Here is an 18885-nt window from a genome sequence, read left to right on the forward strand (position 1 = left end):
ATGAAACGTCATTTGCTGTTGGGCACCGTGATCCTGGTCGGTCTGGGCGGTTACGCCTCGGATCTGTTCGCTGACGATCAGGAAGCCTTGAAAGCCTTCGGCACAGTGCAAAAGGTCTTCCAGAGCCCGCGTTGCCAGAACTGCCATATCCCCGGGGATTCACCGTTGCAGTTCGACGCCGGCACGCCTCACGGGATGAACGTGGTACGCGGCATGGACGGCAAGGGCGCCGCCGGTTTGCCTTGCGCCACCTGCCACGCGCAAAGCAATCCACCGGCCAGCTACGGCCCCCATGCACCGCCCGGTGCGCCGCACTGGAGCCTGCCGCCGGCCTCGCACAAGATGGCCTGGATCGGCCTGCCGCCGGATCGCTTGTGCGCGATGATCAAGGACCGCAGCAGTAACGGAGACCGGGATTTCGCCGCGCTGATCAAGCACGTCAGCGAGGACAAACTGGTGCTCTGGGGCTGGAACCCCGGTGCAGGGCGACAACCGGTGCCGGTGCCCCACGATATCTTCGTGACCCAGTTCAAGCTTTGGGCGGATGCGGGCGGCCCATGCCCGGTCGCGGGGGGATGAGGGTTTGAGTCGCCAGGGAATCGAGCTACGCTGAAGGTCTCTGACAACAAGGGAAACTGTGATGCTGGTCCCAGGCAAACCCGTTAATGAAGCAGCACGTATACAGGCGTTGCACGGATTGAATCTTCTGGACACCGCCCCTGAAGAGCGTTTCGATCGCCTGACCCGTCTGGCCAGGCGCCTGTTCAATGTACCGATCGCGCTGGTCACGCTGGTGGACAAGGAGCGGCAATGGTTCAAGTCCTGCGTGGGCCTGGACACCACCGAAACGCCGCGCTCGGTTTCATTCTGCGGTCATGCGATTCTCAAGGATGAACTCCTGCTGGTGCCTGACGCCCGAGAGGACGAGCGTTTTCATGACAACCCGCTGGTGACGGGGGAGCCGAAGATCCGTTTCTATGCCGGTTACCCGCTGACCGTGCCCGACGGCAACAAGATGGGCACCTTGTGCCTGATCGACACCAAACCCCGCGATCTTGACGATGAAGAACGCGCCTTGTTGCGCGATCTGGCCGGCATGGCCGAGCAGGAACTGATGGCCGTGCAGATGGCGAGCATGGACGAACTGACACTGCTGTCCAACCGTCGTGGCTTCAAGATGCTGGCCCAGCATGCGCTGGACGCCTGTGCACGCATGGAAAAACCGGCGACGCTGCTGTTTTTCGATCTGAATGATTTCAAGCAGATCAACGATCTTTATGGGCATGCCGAGGGCGACAGTGCACTCAAGACGTTCGCCGATGTACTGCGCATTGCCTTTCGCGAGAGCGATGTGGTGGGGCGGCTGGGTGGCGATGAGTTCGTGGCCTTGCTGACCGGCTCAAGTCACGTGGAAACCACCCGAATCATGGTGCGACTCAAGGAAATTCTCGAAGAGCGCAATGCCACGTTGCACCGGGGTTACGCGATCCGCTTCAGTGTCGGACAGATCGAATACGACCCGCGACGGCATGCAACGGTGGACAAACTGCTGGTGGATGCAGATGCGGCGATGTATGAGCACAAACAGGCGCTGAAGCGTTGTTAGTGCCGACCTCATCGCTGGCAAGCCAGCTCCCACAGGGCATGCATTTCAAACTGTGGGAGCTGGCTTGCCAGCGATGGCGCCCGGATGAACGCCGCAAAGTCACTTGGCAAACAACTGCCCGATATCCTTGAACGCTTTGAACTCCAGCGCATTGCCGCACGGGTCGAACAAAAACATCGTCGCCTGTTCGCCCACCAGGCCCTGAAAGCGAATCCCCGGCTCGATCACAAACCGCGTGCCCAGCGATTTCAGGCGCTCGGCCAAGGCGTGCCATTCCTCCATCCCCAGCACCACACCGAAATGCGGCACCGGCACGTCATGCCCGTCCACGGCATTGGTGTGGGCCGCTTCCTGCGAGGCGTTCTTCGGCGCCAGGTGAATCACCAGTTGATGACCAAAGAAATTGAAGTCGACCCAGTGATCGCTGGAACGACCCTCTTCGAGGCCGAACACTTCACGGTAAAAATGCCGGGCGGCGGCGAGGTTGTATACGGGAATGGCCAGATGGAAAGGGCTGAGTGACATGGGGCGGTCTCTACCAACGGTTGGGAAGAACTGAGTCTAGCGCTGTGCTTTTCGATTGAAAGACGATAATTTTTGCGCCGAGCTCAAATTATTTCGATCAATCGAGGTGCCCATGCTGCGTGAACTCAAAACTTTTCTGGCGGTGGCGCAGCACGGCACCTTTGCCGCGGCGGGCCTGCATGTCGGCCTGACGCAATCGGCGGTCAGCGCGCAGATCCGCAATCTGGAACAGACCCTGGGCACAAGACTGTTCGATCGCACCGGGCGGCAGGCGATCCTCAATCCGGCAGGGCAGCGCGCGGTGCCGATGGCGCAGGAAATGCTCGCCACTTTCAGCCGCATGGCGATCAGTGAAGACGCCAGCGAGTTTCGCGGCGAGCTGAGAATCGGCGCCGTGGCCACCGCACAGACCGGACTGTTGCCTCAGGCCTTGCTTCGCTTGCGGCAACAGGCGCCGGGCGTGGAGCCGAAACTCGTGCCGGGTGTGTCGCTGAATCTGTTGAGCCAGGTGGATGCCGGGGAAGTCGATCTGGCGATCATGATCAAGCCACCGTTCGAATTGCCCAAGGAGCTGTCGGCGCAGGTGATACGGCGCGAGCCGTTCGTGCTGATCGTGCCGCCCGACGTCGAAGGTGACGATCCGCTGCAATTGCTGGCCGAGCATCCTCACGTGCGCTACGACCGCAATTCGTTTGGCGGACGGCTGGTGACGCGGTTTCTGCGTGAGCAGCGGCTAGACGTCCACGTAGCGCTGGAGCTGGATGAGCTGGAAGCGATCGTGAAGATGGTCGAATTCGGGCTTGGCGTTTCATTGCTGCCCAGGGCCGGGCTGTGGCTGGAGCATCCGTTGAAGGTAAGGGTGATCGAACTGGGTGAGCTGACGTTCTATCGCGAAATGGTGCTGTTGCAGCGCTACAGCCAGCGCAGTCAGCCGATTCAGCGGTTGTTCGCTCATTGCCTGGAATTGCAGGCATGAAAAAGCCCGCCGGTTCTGGCGGGCTTTTTATCGGCAGTCCGAAGATTACTCTTCGATGTTGCCCATGGCGGTGGTGTTGAAGCCGCCGTCCACGTAGGTGATTTCACCGCTGATGCCGGACGCCAGGTCCGAGCACAGGAAGGCGCCGACGTTGCCGACTTCTTCGATGGTGACGTTGCGACGCAGCGGGGTCTGCGCTTCGTTGGCGGCCAGCATCTTGCGGAAGCTCTTGATGCCGGAAGCGGCCAGGGTGCGGATCGGGCCGGCCGATACGCAGTTGACGCGGGTGCCTTCCGGGCCCAGGGAACCGGCCAGGTAACGTACGCCGGCTTCCAGCGAAGCCTTGGCCATGCCCATGACGTTGTAGTTCGGCATGGTGCGTTCGGCGCCCAGGTAGGACAGGGTCAGCAGGCTGCCATTGCGGCCCTTCATCATTTCGCGACCGGCCTTGGCCAGGGCGACGAAGCTGTAGGCGCTGATGTCGTGGGAGATGCGGTAGCCTTCACGGGTGGTGACTTCGGTGAAGTCGCCGTCCAGCTGGTCGCCCGGTGCGAAGCCGACGGAGTGCACGATGCAGTCCAGGCCGTCCCACTTCTTGCTCAGTTCTTCGAAGACCTTGGCGATTTCCGCATCGCTGGCCACGTCGCACGGGAAGCACAGTTCCGCACTGGAACCCCAGCCTGCTGCGAACTCTTCGACACGACCTTTCAGTTTTTCGTTCTGATAAGTGAAGGCAAGCTCAGCGCCCTCGCGATGCATGGCGGCAGCGATGCCGGATGCGATGGACAGCTTGCTGGCGACACCGACGATCAGTACGCGCTTACCGGCGAGAAAACCCATGTGTTGCTCCTCTTTCAGGTTATTGCGCAGTGGCTGGTGCCAGAAAAGCGGCTTCCAGCAACTGCTGTGTATACGGATGTTGGGGGGCGGCAAAAATACTTTGCGCGTCTCCCTGTTCGACCACTTGGCCATGCTTGACCACCATCAATTGGTGGCTCAGCGCTTTCACAACAGCCAGATCATGACTGATGAACAAATACGTCAGGTTGTACTTGGCTTGCAGTGAACGCAACAGCTCCACCACTTGCCGCTGCACCGTCCGGTCGAGGGCCGAAGTCGGCTCGTCCAGAAGGATCAGCGCCGGCTTGAGCACCAGGGCCCGGGCAATGGCGATACGCTGCCGTTGCCCACCGGAAAATTCGTGGGGGTAGCGGTGCCGGGTTTCCGGATCCAGACCTACCTCCTTCAATGCCGCAATGATTGCCGCTTCCTGTTCGGCGGCGGTGCCCATCCTGTGGATCCGCAAACCTTCGCCAACGATGTCGCTCACGCACATCCGCGGACTCAGGCTGCCGAACGGGTCCTGAAACACCACCTGCATCTCCCGACGCAACGGACGAACCTCGTTCTGCGTCAGGCAGTCTAGCTGCTTGCCTTCAAAACGGATCGCGCCCTGGCTGCCGATCAACCGCAAAATGGCCAGACCGAGGGTGGACTTGCCCGAACCGCTTTCTCCCACGATGCCCAGAGTCTGACCCTGAGGCAGGCTGAAGTTGATGCCGTCCACGGCCTTGACGTGATCCACCGTGCGCTTGAACAGGCCTTTCTTGATCGGGAACCAGACTTTCAAATCCTCGACCTGCAACAGCGGCGCGCCGATTTCATTGCTCGCCGGGCCTCCGCTGGGCTCCGCCGCCAGCAGCTCCCGGGTGTACGGATGCTGCGGAGAACGGAACAGTTCTGCGCACGATGCCTGTTCGACGATGCAACCGCGCTGCATGACACATACGCGATGCGCAATTCTTCGCACCAGGTTCAAATCGTGGCTGATCAGTAGCAGCGCCATGCCCAATCGGGCCTGCAATTGCTTGAGCAGGTCGAGGATTTTCAGCTGAACGGTCACGTCCAGCGCGGTGGTCGGTTCGTCGGCGATCAGCAGTTCCGGCTCGTTGGCCAGCGCCATGGCAATCATCACCCGTTGGCGCTGGCCGCCGGACAACTCGTGAGGCAGGGCCTTGAGCCGTTTGTGCGGCTCGGGGATGCCGACCATTTCCAGCAGCTCCAGTGTGCGCCTGGTCGCGACCTTGCCGGTCAGGCCTTTGTGGATGCCGAGCACTTCATTGATCTGTTTTTCGATGGAGTGCAGCGGGTTGAGCGAGGTCATCGGCTCCTGGAAGATCATCGCGATCCGGTTGCCTCGGATGTGACGAATGGTCTTTTCGCTCAGCTCCAGCAGGTTCTGCCCGGAGTAGGAGATGCTGCCGGCAGGGTGGCGAGCCAGCGGGTAGGGCAGCAGGCGCAGGATCGAGTGCGCCGTCACCGATTTGCCCGAGCCGGATTCGCCCACCAGCGCCAGGGTCTCGCCACGCTTGATGTCAAAACTCACACCCTCGACCACCCGGTGCGTGCGATCACCCGTACCGAACTCGACGGCGAGATCGCGGACTTCGATCAGATTGTCCTGATTCATTTCACTTCCTCGGGTCGAAGGCATCGCGAGCGGACTCGCCGATAAACACCAGCAGGCTCAGCATCAGCGCCAGCACTGCAAACGCGCTCATGCCCAGCCACGGCGCCTGCAGGTTGGATTTGCCCTGGGCCACCAGTTCACCCAGCGACGGACTGCCGGCCGGGAGGCCGAAACCGAGGAAATCCAGGGCGGTGAGGGTGCCGATGGCGCCGGTCAGGATGAATGGCATGAAGGTCATGGTCGAGACCATGGCGTTGGGCAGAATGTGACGGAACATGATCGCGCCGTTCTGCATCCCCAGCGCCCGGGCCGCCCGCACGTATTCGAGGTTACGCCCGCGCAGGAACTCGGCGCGCACCACGTCCACCAGGCTCATCCACGAGAACAGCAGCATGATCCCCAGCAGCCACCAGAAATTCGGCTGGACGAAACTGGCTAGGATGATCAGCAGGTACAGCACCGGCAAACCCGACCAGATCTCCAGAAAGCGCTGGCCGGCCAGGTCGACCCAGCCGCCATAGAAGCCTTGCAAGGCACCGGCGATCACGCCGATGATCGAGCTGAGTACGGTCAACGTCAGGGCGAACAGCACGGAGATACGGAAGCCGTAGATCACCCGCGCCAGCACATCGCGGCCCTGATCGTCGGTACCCAGCAGGTTGACCGACGAGGGCGGGGCGGGGGCCGGGACTTTCAAATCGTAGTTGATGCTCTGGTAACTGAATGGAATCGGCGCCCACAGCACCCACGCGTCCTTGGCCTTGAGCAGTTCCTGGATGTACGGGCTCTTGTAATTGGCTTCCAGCGGGAATTCGCCGCCGAAGGTGGTCTCCGGGTAGCGCTTGATCGCCGGGAAGTACCAGTTGTTGTCGTAGTGCACCACCAGCGGCTTGTCGTTGGCGATCAGCTCGGCGCCGAGGCTCAGGCCGAACAGCATCAGGAACAGCCACAGCGACCACCAGCCACGCTTGTTGGCCTTGAACAGCTCGAAGCGCCGGCGGTTGAGAGGGGACAGGTTCATCTCAATGCTCCCGGCTGGCGAAGTCGATGCGCGGATCGACGAGGGTATAGGTGAGGTCGCCGATCAGTTTCACCACCAGACCCAGCAGGGTGAAGATGAACAGGGTGCCGAACACCACCGGGTAATCGCGGTTGATCGCCGCTTCGAAACTCATCAGGCCGAGACCGTCGAGGGAGAAGATCACTTCCACCAGCAGGGAGCCGGTGAAGAAAATGCCGATGAATGCCGACGGGAAACCGGCGATCACCAGCAGCATCGCGTTGCGGAACACGTGGCCATAGAGCACGCGATTGCGCGTCAGCCCCTTGGCCTTGGCGGTGACCACGTACTGTTTGTTGATTTCGTCGAGGAAGCTGTTCTTGGTCAGCAGCGTCATGGTGGCGAAGTTGCCGATCACCAGCGCCGTCACCGGCAGCGCCAGGTGCCAGAAGTAATCGAGGACCTTGCCGCCCAGGCTCAGCTCATCGAAGTTGTTGGAGGTCAGGCCGCGCAGCGGGAACCAGTCCAGATAACTGCCGCCGGCGAACACCACGATCAACAGGATGGCGAACAGGAACGCCGGGATCGCGTAGCCGACGATGATCGCCGAACTGGTCCAGACGTCGAAATGGCTGCCGTGCCGCGTGGCCTTGGCGATCCCCAGCGGGATCGACACCAGGTACATGATCAGCGTGCTCCACAGCCCCAGCGAGATCGACACCGGCATCTTTTCCTTGATCAGGTCGATGACCTTGGCGTCGCGGAAAAAGCTGTCGCCGAAATCCAGCCGCGCGTAGTTCTTGACCATGATCCACAGCCGTTCCGGCGCCGACTTGTCGAAGCCGTACATGTGCTCGATTTCCTTGATCAGCGCCGGGTCCAGACCTTGCGCGCCGCGATAGGCGGAGCCGGCCACCGACACTTCGGCACCGCCGCCGGCAATGCGGCTGGTGGCGCCTTCGAAGCCTTCGAGCTTGGCGATCATCTGTTCCACCGGCCCGCCGGGGGCGGCCTGGATGATCACGAAGTTGATCAGCAGAATGCCGAACAGGGTCGGGATGATCAGCAACAGTCGCCGAAAAATATACGCCAGCATCTGATTACTCCGTGCCCACAGGGTCGGCTTGCAGTTGGGTTTGCACTTCTACCGCCGGCTTCGTGTCGGGTTTGATCCACCAGGTATTAATGCCGATGTCGTACTTGGGGGAGACTTTCGGATGGCCGATGTGGTTCCAGTACGCCACGCGCCAGCTCTTGATGTGCCAGTTCGGTATCACGTAGTAACCCCATTGCAGCACGCGATCCAGCGCCCGGGCGTGGGCCACCAGGCTTTTGCGTGAGTCGGCGTTGATCAGACTCTCCACCAGGTGATCGACGATCGGGTCTTTCAGGCCCATGGAGTTGCGGCTGCTGGGCTTGTCGGCGGCAGCGCTCATCCAGAACTCCCGTTGTTCGTTACCCGGTGAATTGGACTGCGGGAAGCTGCCGACGATCATGTCGAAATCCCGCGAACGCACACGGTTGACGTATTGCGAGACGTCGACGCGGCGGATCACCAGGTCGATGCCAAGGTCTGCGAGGTTGCGCTTGAACGGCAGCAACACCCGCTCGAATTCGGTCTGGGCCAGCAGGAACTCGATGACCACCGGTTTGCCGCGGGTGTCGACCATTTTGTCGTCGACGATCTTCCAGCCGGCCTCTTGCAGCAGCTGATAAGCCTCGCGTTGCTGCAGGCGGATCATGCCGCTGCCATCGGTTTTCGGGTTTTCGAAGGCTTCGCTGAACACCTGCGCCGGGAGCTGACGGCGGAACGGGTCGAGGATCGCCAGTTGATCGGCGTCCGGCAGGCCGGTGGCGGCCATTTCCGAGTTTTCGAAATAACTTCGGGTGCGCACATAGGCGCTGTTGAACAATTGCTTGTTGGTCCATTCGAAGTCGAGCAACAGGCCCAGTGCCTGACGCACCCGGACGTCCTGAAACAGCGGACGGCGCAGGTTGAAGACGAAGCCCTGCATGCCGGTCGGGTTGCCGTTGGGGATCAGTTCCTTGACCAGACGGCCCTCGGTGACGGCCGGGATGTTGTAGGCGTTGGCCCAGTTCTTTGCGGTCATTTCCAGCCAGTAGTCGAACTGCCCGGCCTTCAGCGCTTCCAGGGCGACGGTGTTGTCGCGGAAGTAGTCGGTGGTCATCACGTCGAAATTGTAGAACCCGCGATTGACCGGCAGGTCCTTGCCCCAGTAATCCTTGACCCGCTCGTAACGCACCGATCGCCCGGCCTTCACTTCGGCGACCCTGTACGGGCCGCTGCCCAGCGGGATTTCCAGATTGCCCTTGTTGAAATCGCGGCTGGCCCACCAGTGCTTCGGCAGCACCGGCAACTGGCCGAGAATCAGCGGCAGTTCGCGATTGTTGTTGTGCTTGAACTTGAACAGCACCGTCAGCGGATCTTCGGCGACGGCTTCCTCGACATCGCTGTAGTAGCCGCGAAACATCGGTGAGCCTTCTTTCGTCAGGGTCTCGAAGCTGAACACCACGTCTTCGGCGCGTACCGGGTGGCCGTCATGGAAGCGTGCCTCCGGGCGCAGGTAGAAACGCACCCAGCTGTTGTCCGGAGCCTTTTCGATCCTGCCGGCGATCAGGCCGTATTCGGTGAACGGCTCATCGAGGCTGTGCCGGGTCAGGGTGTCGTAGATCTGCCCGACGTCATCGGCCGGCACGCCTTTGCTGATGAACGGGTTCAGGCTGTCGAAACCGCCGAAGCCGGCCTGACGGAAGATCCCGCCCTTGGGGGCATCGGGGTCGACGTAATCGAAATGCTTGAAGTCCGCCGGGTATTTCGGCGGCTCGTTGTACAGCGTCACGGCGTGCTGCGGGGCGGCGCAGGCCAGCCCGGCGAACAACAGGCCGCAAGCCTGCACGAGCAGGGTACGGATGGCGTTCATTGATCTTTCTCCGAAGATTTCAGCCACCACGCGCTCAGGCCCAGGGTATAGGGCGGCGTAGTGACGAAAGCGAACCGGTTGCGGTACGCCAGACGGTGATAATTGAGGTACCAGTTGGGAATGCTGTAGTGCTGCCAGAGCAGTACGCGGTCCAGGGCCTTGCCCGCAGCGACCTGTTCATCGCGGGTGCGGGCGGCGAGCAACTGCTCGAGCAGGTGGTCGACCACCGGGTTGGCGATACCCGCGTAATTCTTGCTGCCCTTGATCCCGACCTGACTGGAGTGGAAGTACTGCCACTGCTCCAGTCCCGGGCTGAGGGTCTGGTTGAGGGTCATCAGGATCATGTCGAAATCGAACTGATCCAGGCGTTGCTTGTACTGGGCGCGATCCACCGTGCGCAAGCGCGCGTCGATGCCGATGCTGTTGAGGTTCTCGATGTACGGCTGGAGGATGCGCTCCAGGTTCGGGTTGACCAGCAGCAGTTCGAAACTCAGCGGCTGGCCCGCAGCGTTCTGCAGGCGCTGACCATTGAGCTTCCAGCCGGCCTCGGCCAGCAGGGCCAGGGCCTTGCGCATGGTTTCCCGGGGAATGCCGCGCCCGTCGGTCTTTGGCAACGTGAACGGCTCGGTGAACAGCCGCGCCGGCAGTTGATCCTTGTAGGGTTTGAGCATCAGCCATTCGTGGCCGACGGGCAGGCCGCCGGCGCTGAATTCGCTGTTCGGGTAGTAGCTGGTGGTGCGCTGGTAGGCATCGCTGAACAGCGCGCGGTTGGTCCACTCGAAGTCGAACATCAGGCCCAGGGCTTCACGGGTCTTGACGTCCGCGAAGGTGGCTCGCCGGGTGTTCATGAACAGGCCCTGGCTCTGGGTCGGGATCTGATGCGGGATCTGCGCCTTGATCACATCGCCACGGCGTACCGCAGGAAAGTTATAACCGTTGGCCCAGTTCTTCGCCTGATGCTCGATATAGATGTCGAACTCGCCGGCCTTGAACGCTTCGAAGGCCACGTCGCTGTCGCGGTAGAACTCGACTTCCATGCGATCGAAGTTGTACTTGCCGCGATTGACCGGCAAGTCCTTGCCCCAGTAATCCTTGACCCGCTCGAAAATCAGCTGGCGCCCCGGCGTCACCGAGGTGATGCGGTACGGCCCGCTGCCGAGCGGCGGTTCGAAGGTGGTCGCCTTGAAGTCGCGCCCCTTCCAGTAATGCTGGGGCAGCACCGGCAACTCGCCCAGGCGCAGGATCAGCAACGGATTGCCTGAACGCTTCATGATGAACCGGATGCGCTGCGGGTTGAGGATGTCGACCCGAGACACTTCCTGCAGCGCCGTGCGGTACAGCGGATGACCTTCCTTGAGCAGCGTCCGATAGGAGAACGCCACGTCATAGGCGGTGATCGGCGTGCCATCGTGGAAGCGTGCTTCCGGACGCAGGTTGAACACCACCCAGCTGCGATCTTCGCTGTATTCCACCGATTGCGCGATCAGGCCATAGCTCGACGCCGGCTCATCGCCGGACGGCGAGTACTGGCCGGTGCCGACCATCAGCGGTTCGTTCAGCTCGTTGATGCCGTACTGCAGGAAATTCGGGGTGGTGACCGGGCTGGTGCCCTTGAAGGTGTAGGGGTTGAGCGTATCGAAGGTGCCAAACGCCATCACCCGCAATGTGCCGCCCTTGGGCGCTTGCGGGTTGACCCAGTCAAAGTGGGTAAATCTGGCCGGGTACTTGAGCGTGCCGAACTGCGCATAACCGTGGCTTTCGGTGATCGTCGCGCTGACGGGGGAGCTCAAGGCCAGGCTGATCAGGAGCAGGAGGAGGGGACGCTTCAAGTCAGATCCGATCCAGGCGGCTTGGGCTTTGTGGGCCGTACAGTAACAGCTTGTATGGACAGGAAAAAGACAGGGGCCTGATGTGCGGTCAATTGTGGAAGTCGCCTGCCTCGACAGCAAAAAATGACAGACGAAAAAAAGCCCCTGAAATTCAGGGGCTCTTTTGTCAGTGCGGCTGGTAGACAGTGAGCATCTGCCCAGGCTTGAGCGCTTTGCCGGCGCCCGGGTTCCAGCGCTTGAGATGCTGCATCTCGACGTTGAAGCGCTTGGCCACCACGTACAGCGTATCGCCGCGCTGGACCTTGTACTGGGTCTGCTGCTTGCTGTCGTCCTTGCCTTTGGCCTTGGTGTTGGCCGCGATCACGGTGTTGATGCGACCGCCGGTCTTGCGCACCGGGGTGCGTTTGGTGGTGTCCTGCATGACCAGGGTCTGACCGACCTTGAGGTGCTTGCCGTTCAGCTTGTTCCAGCGTTGCAGGTCCTTGACCTCGACCTTGTTGGCCTTGGCGATGGAACCGAGGTTGTCGCCACGCTTGACCCGGTAGGCACGTTTGAGCTGGGCGACTTCCGTCGGATCTGCGCCTTCGAACACCGGCTTCAGCGAGCGGGGACTGATCAGCTCTTCAGGACGCATGGTCTGCAGGCTGGCAGTCAGCAGTTGCGCCTTCGAGGTCGGCACCAACAGATGCTGCGGGCCGTCGATGGTGGTGCGCTGCTTGAACGCCGGATTGAGCTGGAACAGCTCGTCTTCGTCGATGTTGGCCACCGCCGCGACCTTGGACAGGTCCATGCGCTGGTTGATTTCGACGACCTGGAAGTAAGGTTCGTTGGCGATCGGGTTGAGGTTGACCCCGTAGGCCTCAGGCGCCAGCACCACTTGCGAGAGAGCCAGCAGTTTCGGCACATAGGCCTGGGTTTCCGCCGGCAGCGGCAGGTTCCAGTAGTCGGTCGGCAAGCCCAGTCGTTCGTTGCGTTCGATGGCGCGGCTGACCGTGCCTTCGCCGGCGTTGTAAGCGGCCAGGGCCAGCAGCCAGTCGCCGTTGAACATGTCGTGCAGGCGGGTCAGGTAGTCCATCGCCGCGGTGGTCGAGGCGGTAATGTCGCGACGGCCATCGTAGAACCGGGTCTGACGCAGATTGAAAGATCGCCCGGTAGACGGGATGAACTGCCACAGACCCACCGCATCGGCGCGGGAATAGGCCATCGGGTTGTAGGCGCTCTCGATGACCGGCAGCAGCGCCAGTTCCAGCGGCATGTTGCGTTCTTCAAGGCGCTCGACGATGTAATGAATGTAGAGACTGCCGCGTTCGCCGGCGTTTTCGAGAAAGGATGGATTGCTGGCGAACCACAGGCGCTGTTGCTCGATGCGCGGGTTCACGCCCAGACCTTCCTGCAGCTGGAAACCGTTGCGCATGCGGGCCCAGATGTCCTGGGGCACCTGCGGGCTGGGCTTTTCGGACAACCAGATGGGTTTCTGCTTGGCTCGCGCAGCCATGTTCGGCGTATGGGTCGCTTCAGTCTGCGGAGCATGGCTTGAACAGCCCGCCAGCGTGGCGGACACAGCCACCGCGATGGCTTGCGCCAGGCGGGTCAATGCGTCTGAATTGACGGACTTACGTATGGATGACGACATTGGCTGGAAGTAAGTTCCGGGCAAAAATGTCGGGCGATTCTAGAAAGCGCACCCCCTGCGGTCAACCGTTCAAGGTTTTTGTACCAGGTAGTGAACGGCTTAGAACTTATCTTTCCAGGCTCGCAGCGCCGCAAAAACCTCACTCGGCGCCCGGTTTTGAGCGCCGTTCCGTTCGTCCACTTTTTGTGTAACTAATGTTTCACCGGTACGCAGGAACGGGTTTGTGAGCTTTTCCAGGGCAATGGTCGAGGGCAGGGTCATGACGCCGTTCTGCCGCTGATGACTGACTTTTTCCAGACGGGCGGCAATGTCCGGGTTGCCCGGCTCCACGGCGGCGGCAAATTTCAGGTTGCTCAGGGTGTACTCGTGAGTGCAGTAGACCAGCGTGTCTTCCGGCAGGGCTGCCAGGCGACCGAGCGAGCGGTGCATTTGTTCCGGCGTGCCTTCGAACAAGCGGCCACAGCCGGCGGCGAACAGGGTGTCGCCGCAGAACAGCAGCCCGTGATGGTAATAGGCAATGTGCCCCAGGGTATGGCCGGGAACGGCGTAGACATCGAAATCCCAGCCGAGCACGCGGACCTTGTCGTTGTCCTTGAGCGCGACGTCCCGCCCCGGAATGCTTTCACTGGCCGGCCCGTAGACCGTCGCTCCCGTGGCTTTCTTGAGCGCCTCGACGCCGCCGACATGGTCGTGATGATGATGGGTGATCAGGATGTCGCCCAGCACCCCGCCCGGATGCGCGGTAAGCCACGCCTGCACGGGTGTGGCATCCCCCGGATCGACCACGGCGCAGCGCTGGGTGGCATGATCCTGTAACAACCAGATGTAGTTGTCGGTGAAGGCGGGCAGGGCACTGATCTGTATCATCTTCGGATTCGCCAAGCGGGTAACATTGGCGCATCTTAGAGGTTCCTGGCGTGTTGGAGAATGCAATGATCGATAAAGCGTTCGCTCAGGCCGATCCTGACTGGCTTGCACTGATCGGGGCGGCCCGGGAATGGTTGTCCGGCCCCCTCGGGCAATTTCTGCTGGATGAAGAGCGGCGCATGCTCGAAGACGAGCTCGGCCGTTTTTTCGGTGGCTATCTGGTGCATTACGGTCCTTCCGCCGAAACACCGCCGTCGGCACCGCAAGTGCAGCGCAACGTTCGCCTCGGTGCACCGTTGCCGGGGGTGGAGATTGTCTGCGAAGAGCAGGCCTGGCCCTTGAGCGAACACGCCGCCGACGTCGTGGTGTTGCAGCATGGTCTGGACTTCTGCCTGTCGCCCCACGGCCTGCTGCGTGAAGCAGCCAGCAGCGTGCGCCCCGGCGGGCATCTGTTGATTGTCGGGATCAACCCCTGGAGCACCTGGGGCTTGCGTCATGTCTTCGCTCATGATGCCTTGCATCAGGCCCGTTGCATCTCGCCATCAAGGGTCGCCGACTGGCTCAACCTGCTGGGCTTCGCGCTGGAGAAACGCCGCTTCGGGTGCTATCGTCCGCCGCTCGCGTCACCCAAGTGGCAGGCCCGTCTGGCCGGCTGGGAACGCAAGGCCGGCGACTGGCAACTGGCGGGCGGCGGTTTCTACCTGCTGGTCGCGCGCAAGATCGTGGTCGGCCTGCGCCCTGTACGCCAGGAGCGTCGCGAGCCGATGGGCAAGCTGATTCCACTGCCGATGGCCAAGGTCAATCGTCGCCGTATCGAACCGTAAACCTTCTTTTTATAGCGGCCGGGTCCGTCCCGGCCCCGGTCGTCGTCGATCCTTGATCGGCGAGACCACGCATTTTTCTGGATGGATTGGCATGAGCGAAAGCCTCGATAGCGTAGAACTGTTCACCGACGGCGCCTGCAAGGGCAACCCCGGCCCAGGTGGCTGGGGCGCCTTGCTGGTGTGCAAGGGCGTCGAAAAGGAACTGTGGGGCGGCGAAGCCAATACCACCAACAACCGCATGGAACTGCTCGGCGCGATCCGCGGCCTGGAAGCCCTCAAGCGTCCATGCGAAGTGCTGCTGGTGACCGACTCGCAATATGTGATGAAAGGCATCAACGAATGGATGGCCAACTGGAAGAAGCGCGGCTGGAAAACCGCCGCCAAGGAGCCGGTCAAGAACGCCGACCTGTGGAAGGAGCTGGACGAGCAGGTCAATCGCCACAAGGTCACCTGGAAGTGGGTCCGCGGCCACATCGGCCACCACGGCAACGAGCGGGCCGACCAGCTGGCCAATCGCGGGGTGGATGAAGTGCGCGGTTTGAAGCAGGGCTGATTACAGCATCAGTATGGCCTCCGCCAGCTGCAGGTCAGTGGCGGAAAGCTCCGGAAACAGGCTGCGAATCCGCTGGAGTGCCGCTTCCATCTGTGCGCCACGAATGTCCCCGTCGCTGCCAACGAAGGCCGCCGCATCGTCCCTGGCGGCCAGCACGATCTTGTCATCCTTGAACGAACCGCTGGTGCCTTTGCTGGCGCTGAGTGTCAGGCTCAGGGTGATGTCGGTGCTGACGACGAAACTGGTGGCGTATGCTTGAGTCATCAGCAGGCAGCCGCCGAGCAATAGAAACCGTGCAGTCTTCATGAGGTGTCCGAGTCCGTGATAAACAGGCCGCGCACGCTAACAAGCCGGTCTGCCCCAGACTTTATGAAGATTGCTAATGATTGTTAAAAACTGCATGAGCGCCGATCACCCGGCGGGACGCGACGCGCGCCGCCGGCGTGTTAACATCGCCGCTTTTGCACGATTGACCGTTGAGAGCTGAACACTGATGGCCACCAGATCCGTTGTACTCGATACCGAAACCACCGGCATGCCGGTGACCGATGGTCACCGGATCATTGAAATCGGTTGCGTCGAGCTGATCGGTCGACGCCTGACGGGCCGGCACTTTCACGTCTACCTGCAACCGGATCGCGAAAGTGACGAGGGCGCGATCGGCGTCCACGGCATCACCAACGAATTCCTTGTCGGCAAACCACGTTTCGCCGAAGTGGCCGACGAGTTCTTCGAATTCATCAACGGCGCGCAACTGATCATCCATAACGCGGCGTTCGACGTTGGCTTCATCAACAACGAATTCGCCCTGATGGGGCAGCACGATCGTGCCGACATCACGCAGCACTGCACGATCCTCGACACCCTGATGATGGCCCGGGAACGTCACCCGGGTCAGCGCAACAGCCTCGATGCCTTGTGCAAACGCTATGGCGTCGACAACTCCGGCCGTGAGCTGCACGGCGCATTGCTCGACTCGGAGATTCTCGCCGACGTCTACCTGACCATGACCGGCGGCCAGACCAGCCTCTCGCTGGCGGGCAATGCCACTGACGGTGCGGGCGAGGGCGCGGACAACTCGGCCACCGAAATCCGTCGTCTGCCGGCGGATCGCAAGCCGGGGCGGATCATTCGCGCCACCGAAGCCGAACTGGCGGAGCATCAGGTGCGGCTGGAAATCATCGCCAAGTCCGCTGGCGCACCGGCCTTGTGGACGCAATTGCTGGAAGCCGAATCCCAGGCTTGAAGATCACAGGATCGTCCGGCGGTGTTGAGCGCCTTCGGACGATCCTTTTGTTTTTGGCAGTACTGACAACTGGCCACTCTCGCCACATCCGCTTCGACCTTCTACCCTGAGGACATTGGCAGACCACTCTCCGCCGCCTCAGGACGCCGTGCCCCATGTACAAAGATCTGAAATTTCCGGTGTTGATCGTTCATCGCGACATCAAGGCTGACACGGTTGCCGGCGAGCGCATTCGTGGTATCGCCCATGAACTGGAGCAGGAAGGTTTCAGCGTCGTTTCGGCCACGGACTACGCCGAGGGCAGGCTGGTCGCATCGACCCATCATGGTCTGGCGTGCATGTTGATCGCCGCCGAAGACGCGAGCGCCCATTCCCATCTGCTGCAGAACATGGCCGAACTGATCGGTCTGGCCCGTGTACGGGCGCCGGATCTGCCGATCTTTGCGCTGGGTGAGCAGGTCACGCTGGAGAACGCCCCGGCCGATGCCATGGCCGAGCTCAATCAGTTGCGCGGCATTCTCTATCTGTTCGAAGACACCGTGCCGTTTCTCGCCCGGCAGGTGGCGCGGGCAGCGCGCAAGTATCTGGACGGGTTGCTGCCGCCGTTCTTCAGGGCGCTGGTGCAGCACACGGCCGATTCCAACTACTCCTGGCACACCCCGGGCCATGGTGGTGGGGTGGCGTATCACAAGAGCCCGGTGGGGCAGGCGTTTCACCAGTTTTTCGGGGAGAACACCCTGCGCTCGGACTTGTCGGTGTCGGTGCCGGAGCTGGGTTCGCTGCTCGATCACACCGGGCCACTGGCCGAGGCCGAAGCGAGAGCCGCGCGCAATTTCGGCGCCGATCACACCTTTTTCGTGATCAATGGCACCTCGACCGCCAACAAGATCGTCTGGCACTCCATGGTCGGGCGCGATGATCTGGTGCTGGTGGATCGCAACTGTCACAAGTCGGTGCTGCACGCGATCATCATGACCGGCGCGATCCCGCTGTACCTGTGCCCGGAACGCAACGAACTGGGGATCATCGGGCCTATTCCGCTGAGCGAATTCAGTCGCGAATCGATTCAGGCCAAGATCGATGCGAGTCCGTTGACCCAGGGCCGCGAGCCGAAAGTCAAACTCGCGGTGGTCACCAACTCCACTTACGACGGCCTGTGTTACAACGCCGAACTGATCAAGCAGAACCTGGGCAACAGCGTCGAGGTGCTGCATTTCGATGAAGCCTGGTACGCCTACGCGGCGTTTCACGAATTCTTTGCCGGGCGCTATGGCATGGCCACCTCGCGCAGCGCCGACAGTCCGCTGGTGTTCACCACCCATTCCACCCATAAATTGCTGGCGGCGTTCAGTCAGGCCTCGATGATTCATGTGCAGGACGGCGGAGCCCGGCAACTGGACCGAGACCGGTTCAACGAAGCATTCATGATGCACATCTCGACGTCGCCGCAGTACAGCATCATTGCGTCACTGGATGTGGCCTCGGCCATGATGGAAGGCCCGGCCGGGCGTTCGCTGTTGCAGGAAACCTTCGATGAGGCCCTGAGCTTTCGCCGGGCGCTGGCCAACCTTCGTGGACACATCGACGCCAGTGACTGGTGGTTCTCGATCTGGCAGCCGCCCGGGGTCGAGGGCATCGACCGGGTGCAGACCGACAACTGGCTGCTGAAGCCGGAGGCGGACTGGCATGGTTTTGGCGAGGTCAGCGACGACTACGTGCTGCTCGATCCGATCAAGGTCACGTTGGTGATGCCTGGCCTGACCGCTGGCGGCGCATTGAGCGACAGGGGTATTCCGGCAGCGGTGGTCAGTCGTTTTCTGTGGGAACGCGGGCTGGTGGTGGAGAAAACCGGGCTGTACTCGTTCCTGGTGCTGTTCTCCATGGGCATCACCAAGGGTAAGTGGAGCACGCTGTTGACCGAGCTTCTGGAGTTCAAGCGCAGCTACGACGCCAATGTCAGGCTCGACACCTGCCTGAAGTGTGTCGCCCAGGAGGATCCGGCGCGCTATCGCGGCATGGGCCTGCGCGATCTGTGCGACCAGCTCCACGCCTGTTATCGCAGCAATGCCACCGCCAGGCACCTCAAACGCATGTACACCGTGCTGCCGGAGATCGCCATGAAGCCGGCCCATGCCTACGATCAACTGGTGCGCGGTGAAGTCGAGGCGGTACCGATCGATGAGCTGGAAGGACGGGTGGCAGCGGTGATGCTGGTGCCTTACCCGCCTGGAATCCCGCTCATCATGCCCGGCGAGCGTTTTACCGAAGCCACCCGGTCGATCATCGATTACCTGAAATTTGCCCGCACGTTCGATGCGAGCTTTCCGGGGTTCGTGGTCGATGTGCACGGACTGCAACACGAAGACGAGGGCAATGGACGGCACTACACCGTCGATTGCGTCAAGGAATGAGGG

General features: G+C 61.5%; 17 protein-coding genes. 7 read left to right on the forward strand and 10 right to left on the reverse strand.

Annotated features, from left to right (window positions below):
• Together NWV16_RS11610 and NWV16_RS11615 are read left to right on the forward strand one after the other, a co-directional pair.
• A complete protein-coding gene (locus NWV16_RS11610; RefSeq protein ID WP_260523125.1) occupies positions 1-579 on the forward strand; it encodes a hypothetical protein in 579 nt (192 codons plus the stop codon).
• Between the two features lie 61 nt (positions 580-640).
• On the forward strand, positions 641-1606 hold the full coding sequence (locus tag NWV16_RS11615; RefSeq protein WP_260523126.1) for a sensor domain-containing diguanylate cyclase: 966 nt from the start codon (positions 641-643) through the stop codon (positions 1604-1606).
• Between the two features lie 99 nt (positions 1607-1705).
• On the opposite strand, the gene NWV16_RS11620 is transcribed toward NWV16_RS11615, so the two are convergent.
• Positions 1706-2131: a VOC family protein gene (locus NWV16_RS11620; protein WP_260523127.1), complete on the reverse strand. Its 426-nt coding sequence runs from the start codon at positions 2129-2131 to the stop codon at positions 1706-1708.
• A 112-nt stretch (positions 2132-2243) separates the two neighbouring features.
• Between NWV16_RS11620 and NWV16_RS11625 the strand changes: the two genes are divergently transcribed.
• Positions 2244-3107, forward strand: a complete 864-nt coding sequence (locus NWV16_RS11625) for a LysR family transcriptional regulator (protein WP_260523128.1) — start codon at positions 2244-2246, stop codon at positions 3105-3107.
• Between the two features lie 45 nt (positions 3108-3152).
• Here NWV16_RS11625 and fabI read toward each other — a convergent pair whose 3' ends face one another.
• The 8 genes from fabI to gloB all read right to left on the reverse strand — a co-directional run bounded on the left by fabI (position 3153) and on the right by gloB (position 13848).
• Positions 3153-3947 carry an enoyl-ACP reductase FabI gene (fabI, locus tag NWV16_RS11630; RefSeq protein ID WP_065260297.1) on the reverse strand — a complete coding sequence of 265 codons (795 nt, stop codon included), beginning with the start codon at positions 3945-3947 and terminating at the stop codon, positions 3153-3155.
• Between the two features lie 19 nt (positions 3948-3966).
• Positions 3967-5577, reverse strand: a complete 1611-nt coding sequence (locus NWV16_RS11635) for an ABC transporter ATP-binding protein (protein WP_260523129.1) — start codon at positions 5575-5577, stop codon at positions 3967-3969.
• A gap of 1 nt (position 5578) precedes the next feature.
• Positions 5579-6598 carry an ABC transporter permease gene (locus tag NWV16_RS11640; RefSeq protein ID WP_260523130.1) on the reverse strand — a complete coding sequence of 340 codons (1020 nt, stop codon included), beginning with the start codon at positions 6596-6598 and terminating at the stop codon, positions 5579-5581.
• 1 nt (position 6599) lies between these two features.
• The gene (locus NWV16_RS11645) at positions 6600-7673 is read right to left on the reverse strand and encodes a microcin C ABC transporter permease YejB (RefSeq protein ID WP_260523131.1); all 1074 of its coding nucleotides are present in this window, start codon (positions 7671-7673) and stop codon (positions 6600-6602) included.
• Positions 7674-7677: 4 nt separating this feature from the next.
• A complete protein-coding gene (locus NWV16_RS11650; RefSeq protein WP_260523132.1) occupies positions 7678-9519 on the reverse strand; it encodes an extracellular solute-binding protein in 1842 nt (613 codons plus the stop codon).
• Positions 9516-11348, reverse strand: a complete 1833-nt coding sequence (locus tag NWV16_RS11655; protein WP_260523133.1) for an extracellular solute-binding protein — start codon at positions 11346-11348, stop codon at positions 9516-9518. The genes NWV16_RS11650 and NWV16_RS11655 overlap by 4 nt, the downstream gene beginning before the upstream one ends.
• A gap of 166 nt (positions 11349-11514) precedes the next feature.
• Complete coding sequence (locus NWV16_RS11660; protein WP_260523134.1) at positions 11515-12981, reverse strand: transglycosylase SLT domain-containing protein; 1467 nt, start codon at positions 12979-12981, stop codon at positions 11515-11517.
• 99 nt (positions 12982-13080) lie between these two features.
• A complete protein-coding gene (gene gloB / locus NWV16_RS11665; protein WP_260523135.1) occupies positions 13081-13848 on the reverse strand; it encodes a hydroxyacylglutathione hydrolase in 768 nt (255 codons plus the stop codon).
• A gap of 65 nt (positions 13849-13913) precedes the next feature.
• Here gloB and NWV16_RS11670 point away from each other — a divergent pair, with 65 nt between their 5' ends.
• Positions 13914-14672 carry a methyltransferase domain-containing protein gene (locus tag NWV16_RS11670; RefSeq protein WP_085708596.1) on the forward strand — a complete coding sequence of 253 codons (759 nt, stop codon included), beginning with the start codon at positions 13914-13916 and terminating at the stop codon, positions 14670-14672.
• A 91-nt stretch (positions 14673-14763) separates the two neighbouring features.
• Positions 14764-15225 carry a ribonuclease HI gene (rnhA, locus tag NWV16_RS11675; protein ID WP_065261110.1) on the forward strand — a complete coding sequence of 154 codons (462 nt, stop codon included), beginning with the start codon at positions 14764-14766 and terminating at the stop codon, positions 15223-15225.
• On the opposite strand, the gene NWV16_RS11680 is transcribed toward rnhA, so the two are convergent.
• Positions 15226-15531 (reverse strand): DUF2388 domain-containing protein, encoded by a 306-nt coding sequence (locus NWV16_RS11680; protein WP_260523136.1) that lies wholly within the window; start codon positions 15529-15531, stop codon positions 15226-15228.
• Positions 15532-15718: 187 nt separating this feature from the next.
• Between NWV16_RS11680 and dnaQ the strand changes: the two genes are divergently transcribed.
• Both dnaQ and NWV16_RS11690 read left to right on the forward strand, forming a co-directional pair.
• On the forward strand, positions 15719-16471 hold the full coding sequence (gene dnaQ / locus NWV16_RS11685) for a DNA polymerase III subunit epsilon (RefSeq protein WP_065261112.1): 753 nt from the start codon (positions 15719-15721) through the stop codon (positions 16469-16471).
• A gap of 155 nt (positions 16472-16626) precedes the next feature.
• The gene (locus NWV16_RS11690) at positions 16627-18882 is read left to right on the forward strand and encodes an Orn/Lys/Arg decarboxylase N-terminal domain-containing protein (RefSeq protein WP_260523137.1); all 2256 of its coding nucleotides are present in this window, start codon (positions 16627-16629) and stop codon (positions 18880-18882) included.
• Positions 18883-18885: the final 3 nt, after the last annotated feature.

Origin of the sequence: Pseudomonas sp. BW7P1 (genome assembly GCF_024981055.1) — a bacterium.
GTDB classification, from domain to species: domain Bacteria; phylum Pseudomonadota; class Gammaproteobacteria; order Pseudomonadales; family Pseudomonadaceae; genus Aquipseudomonas; species Aquipseudomonas bananamidigenes.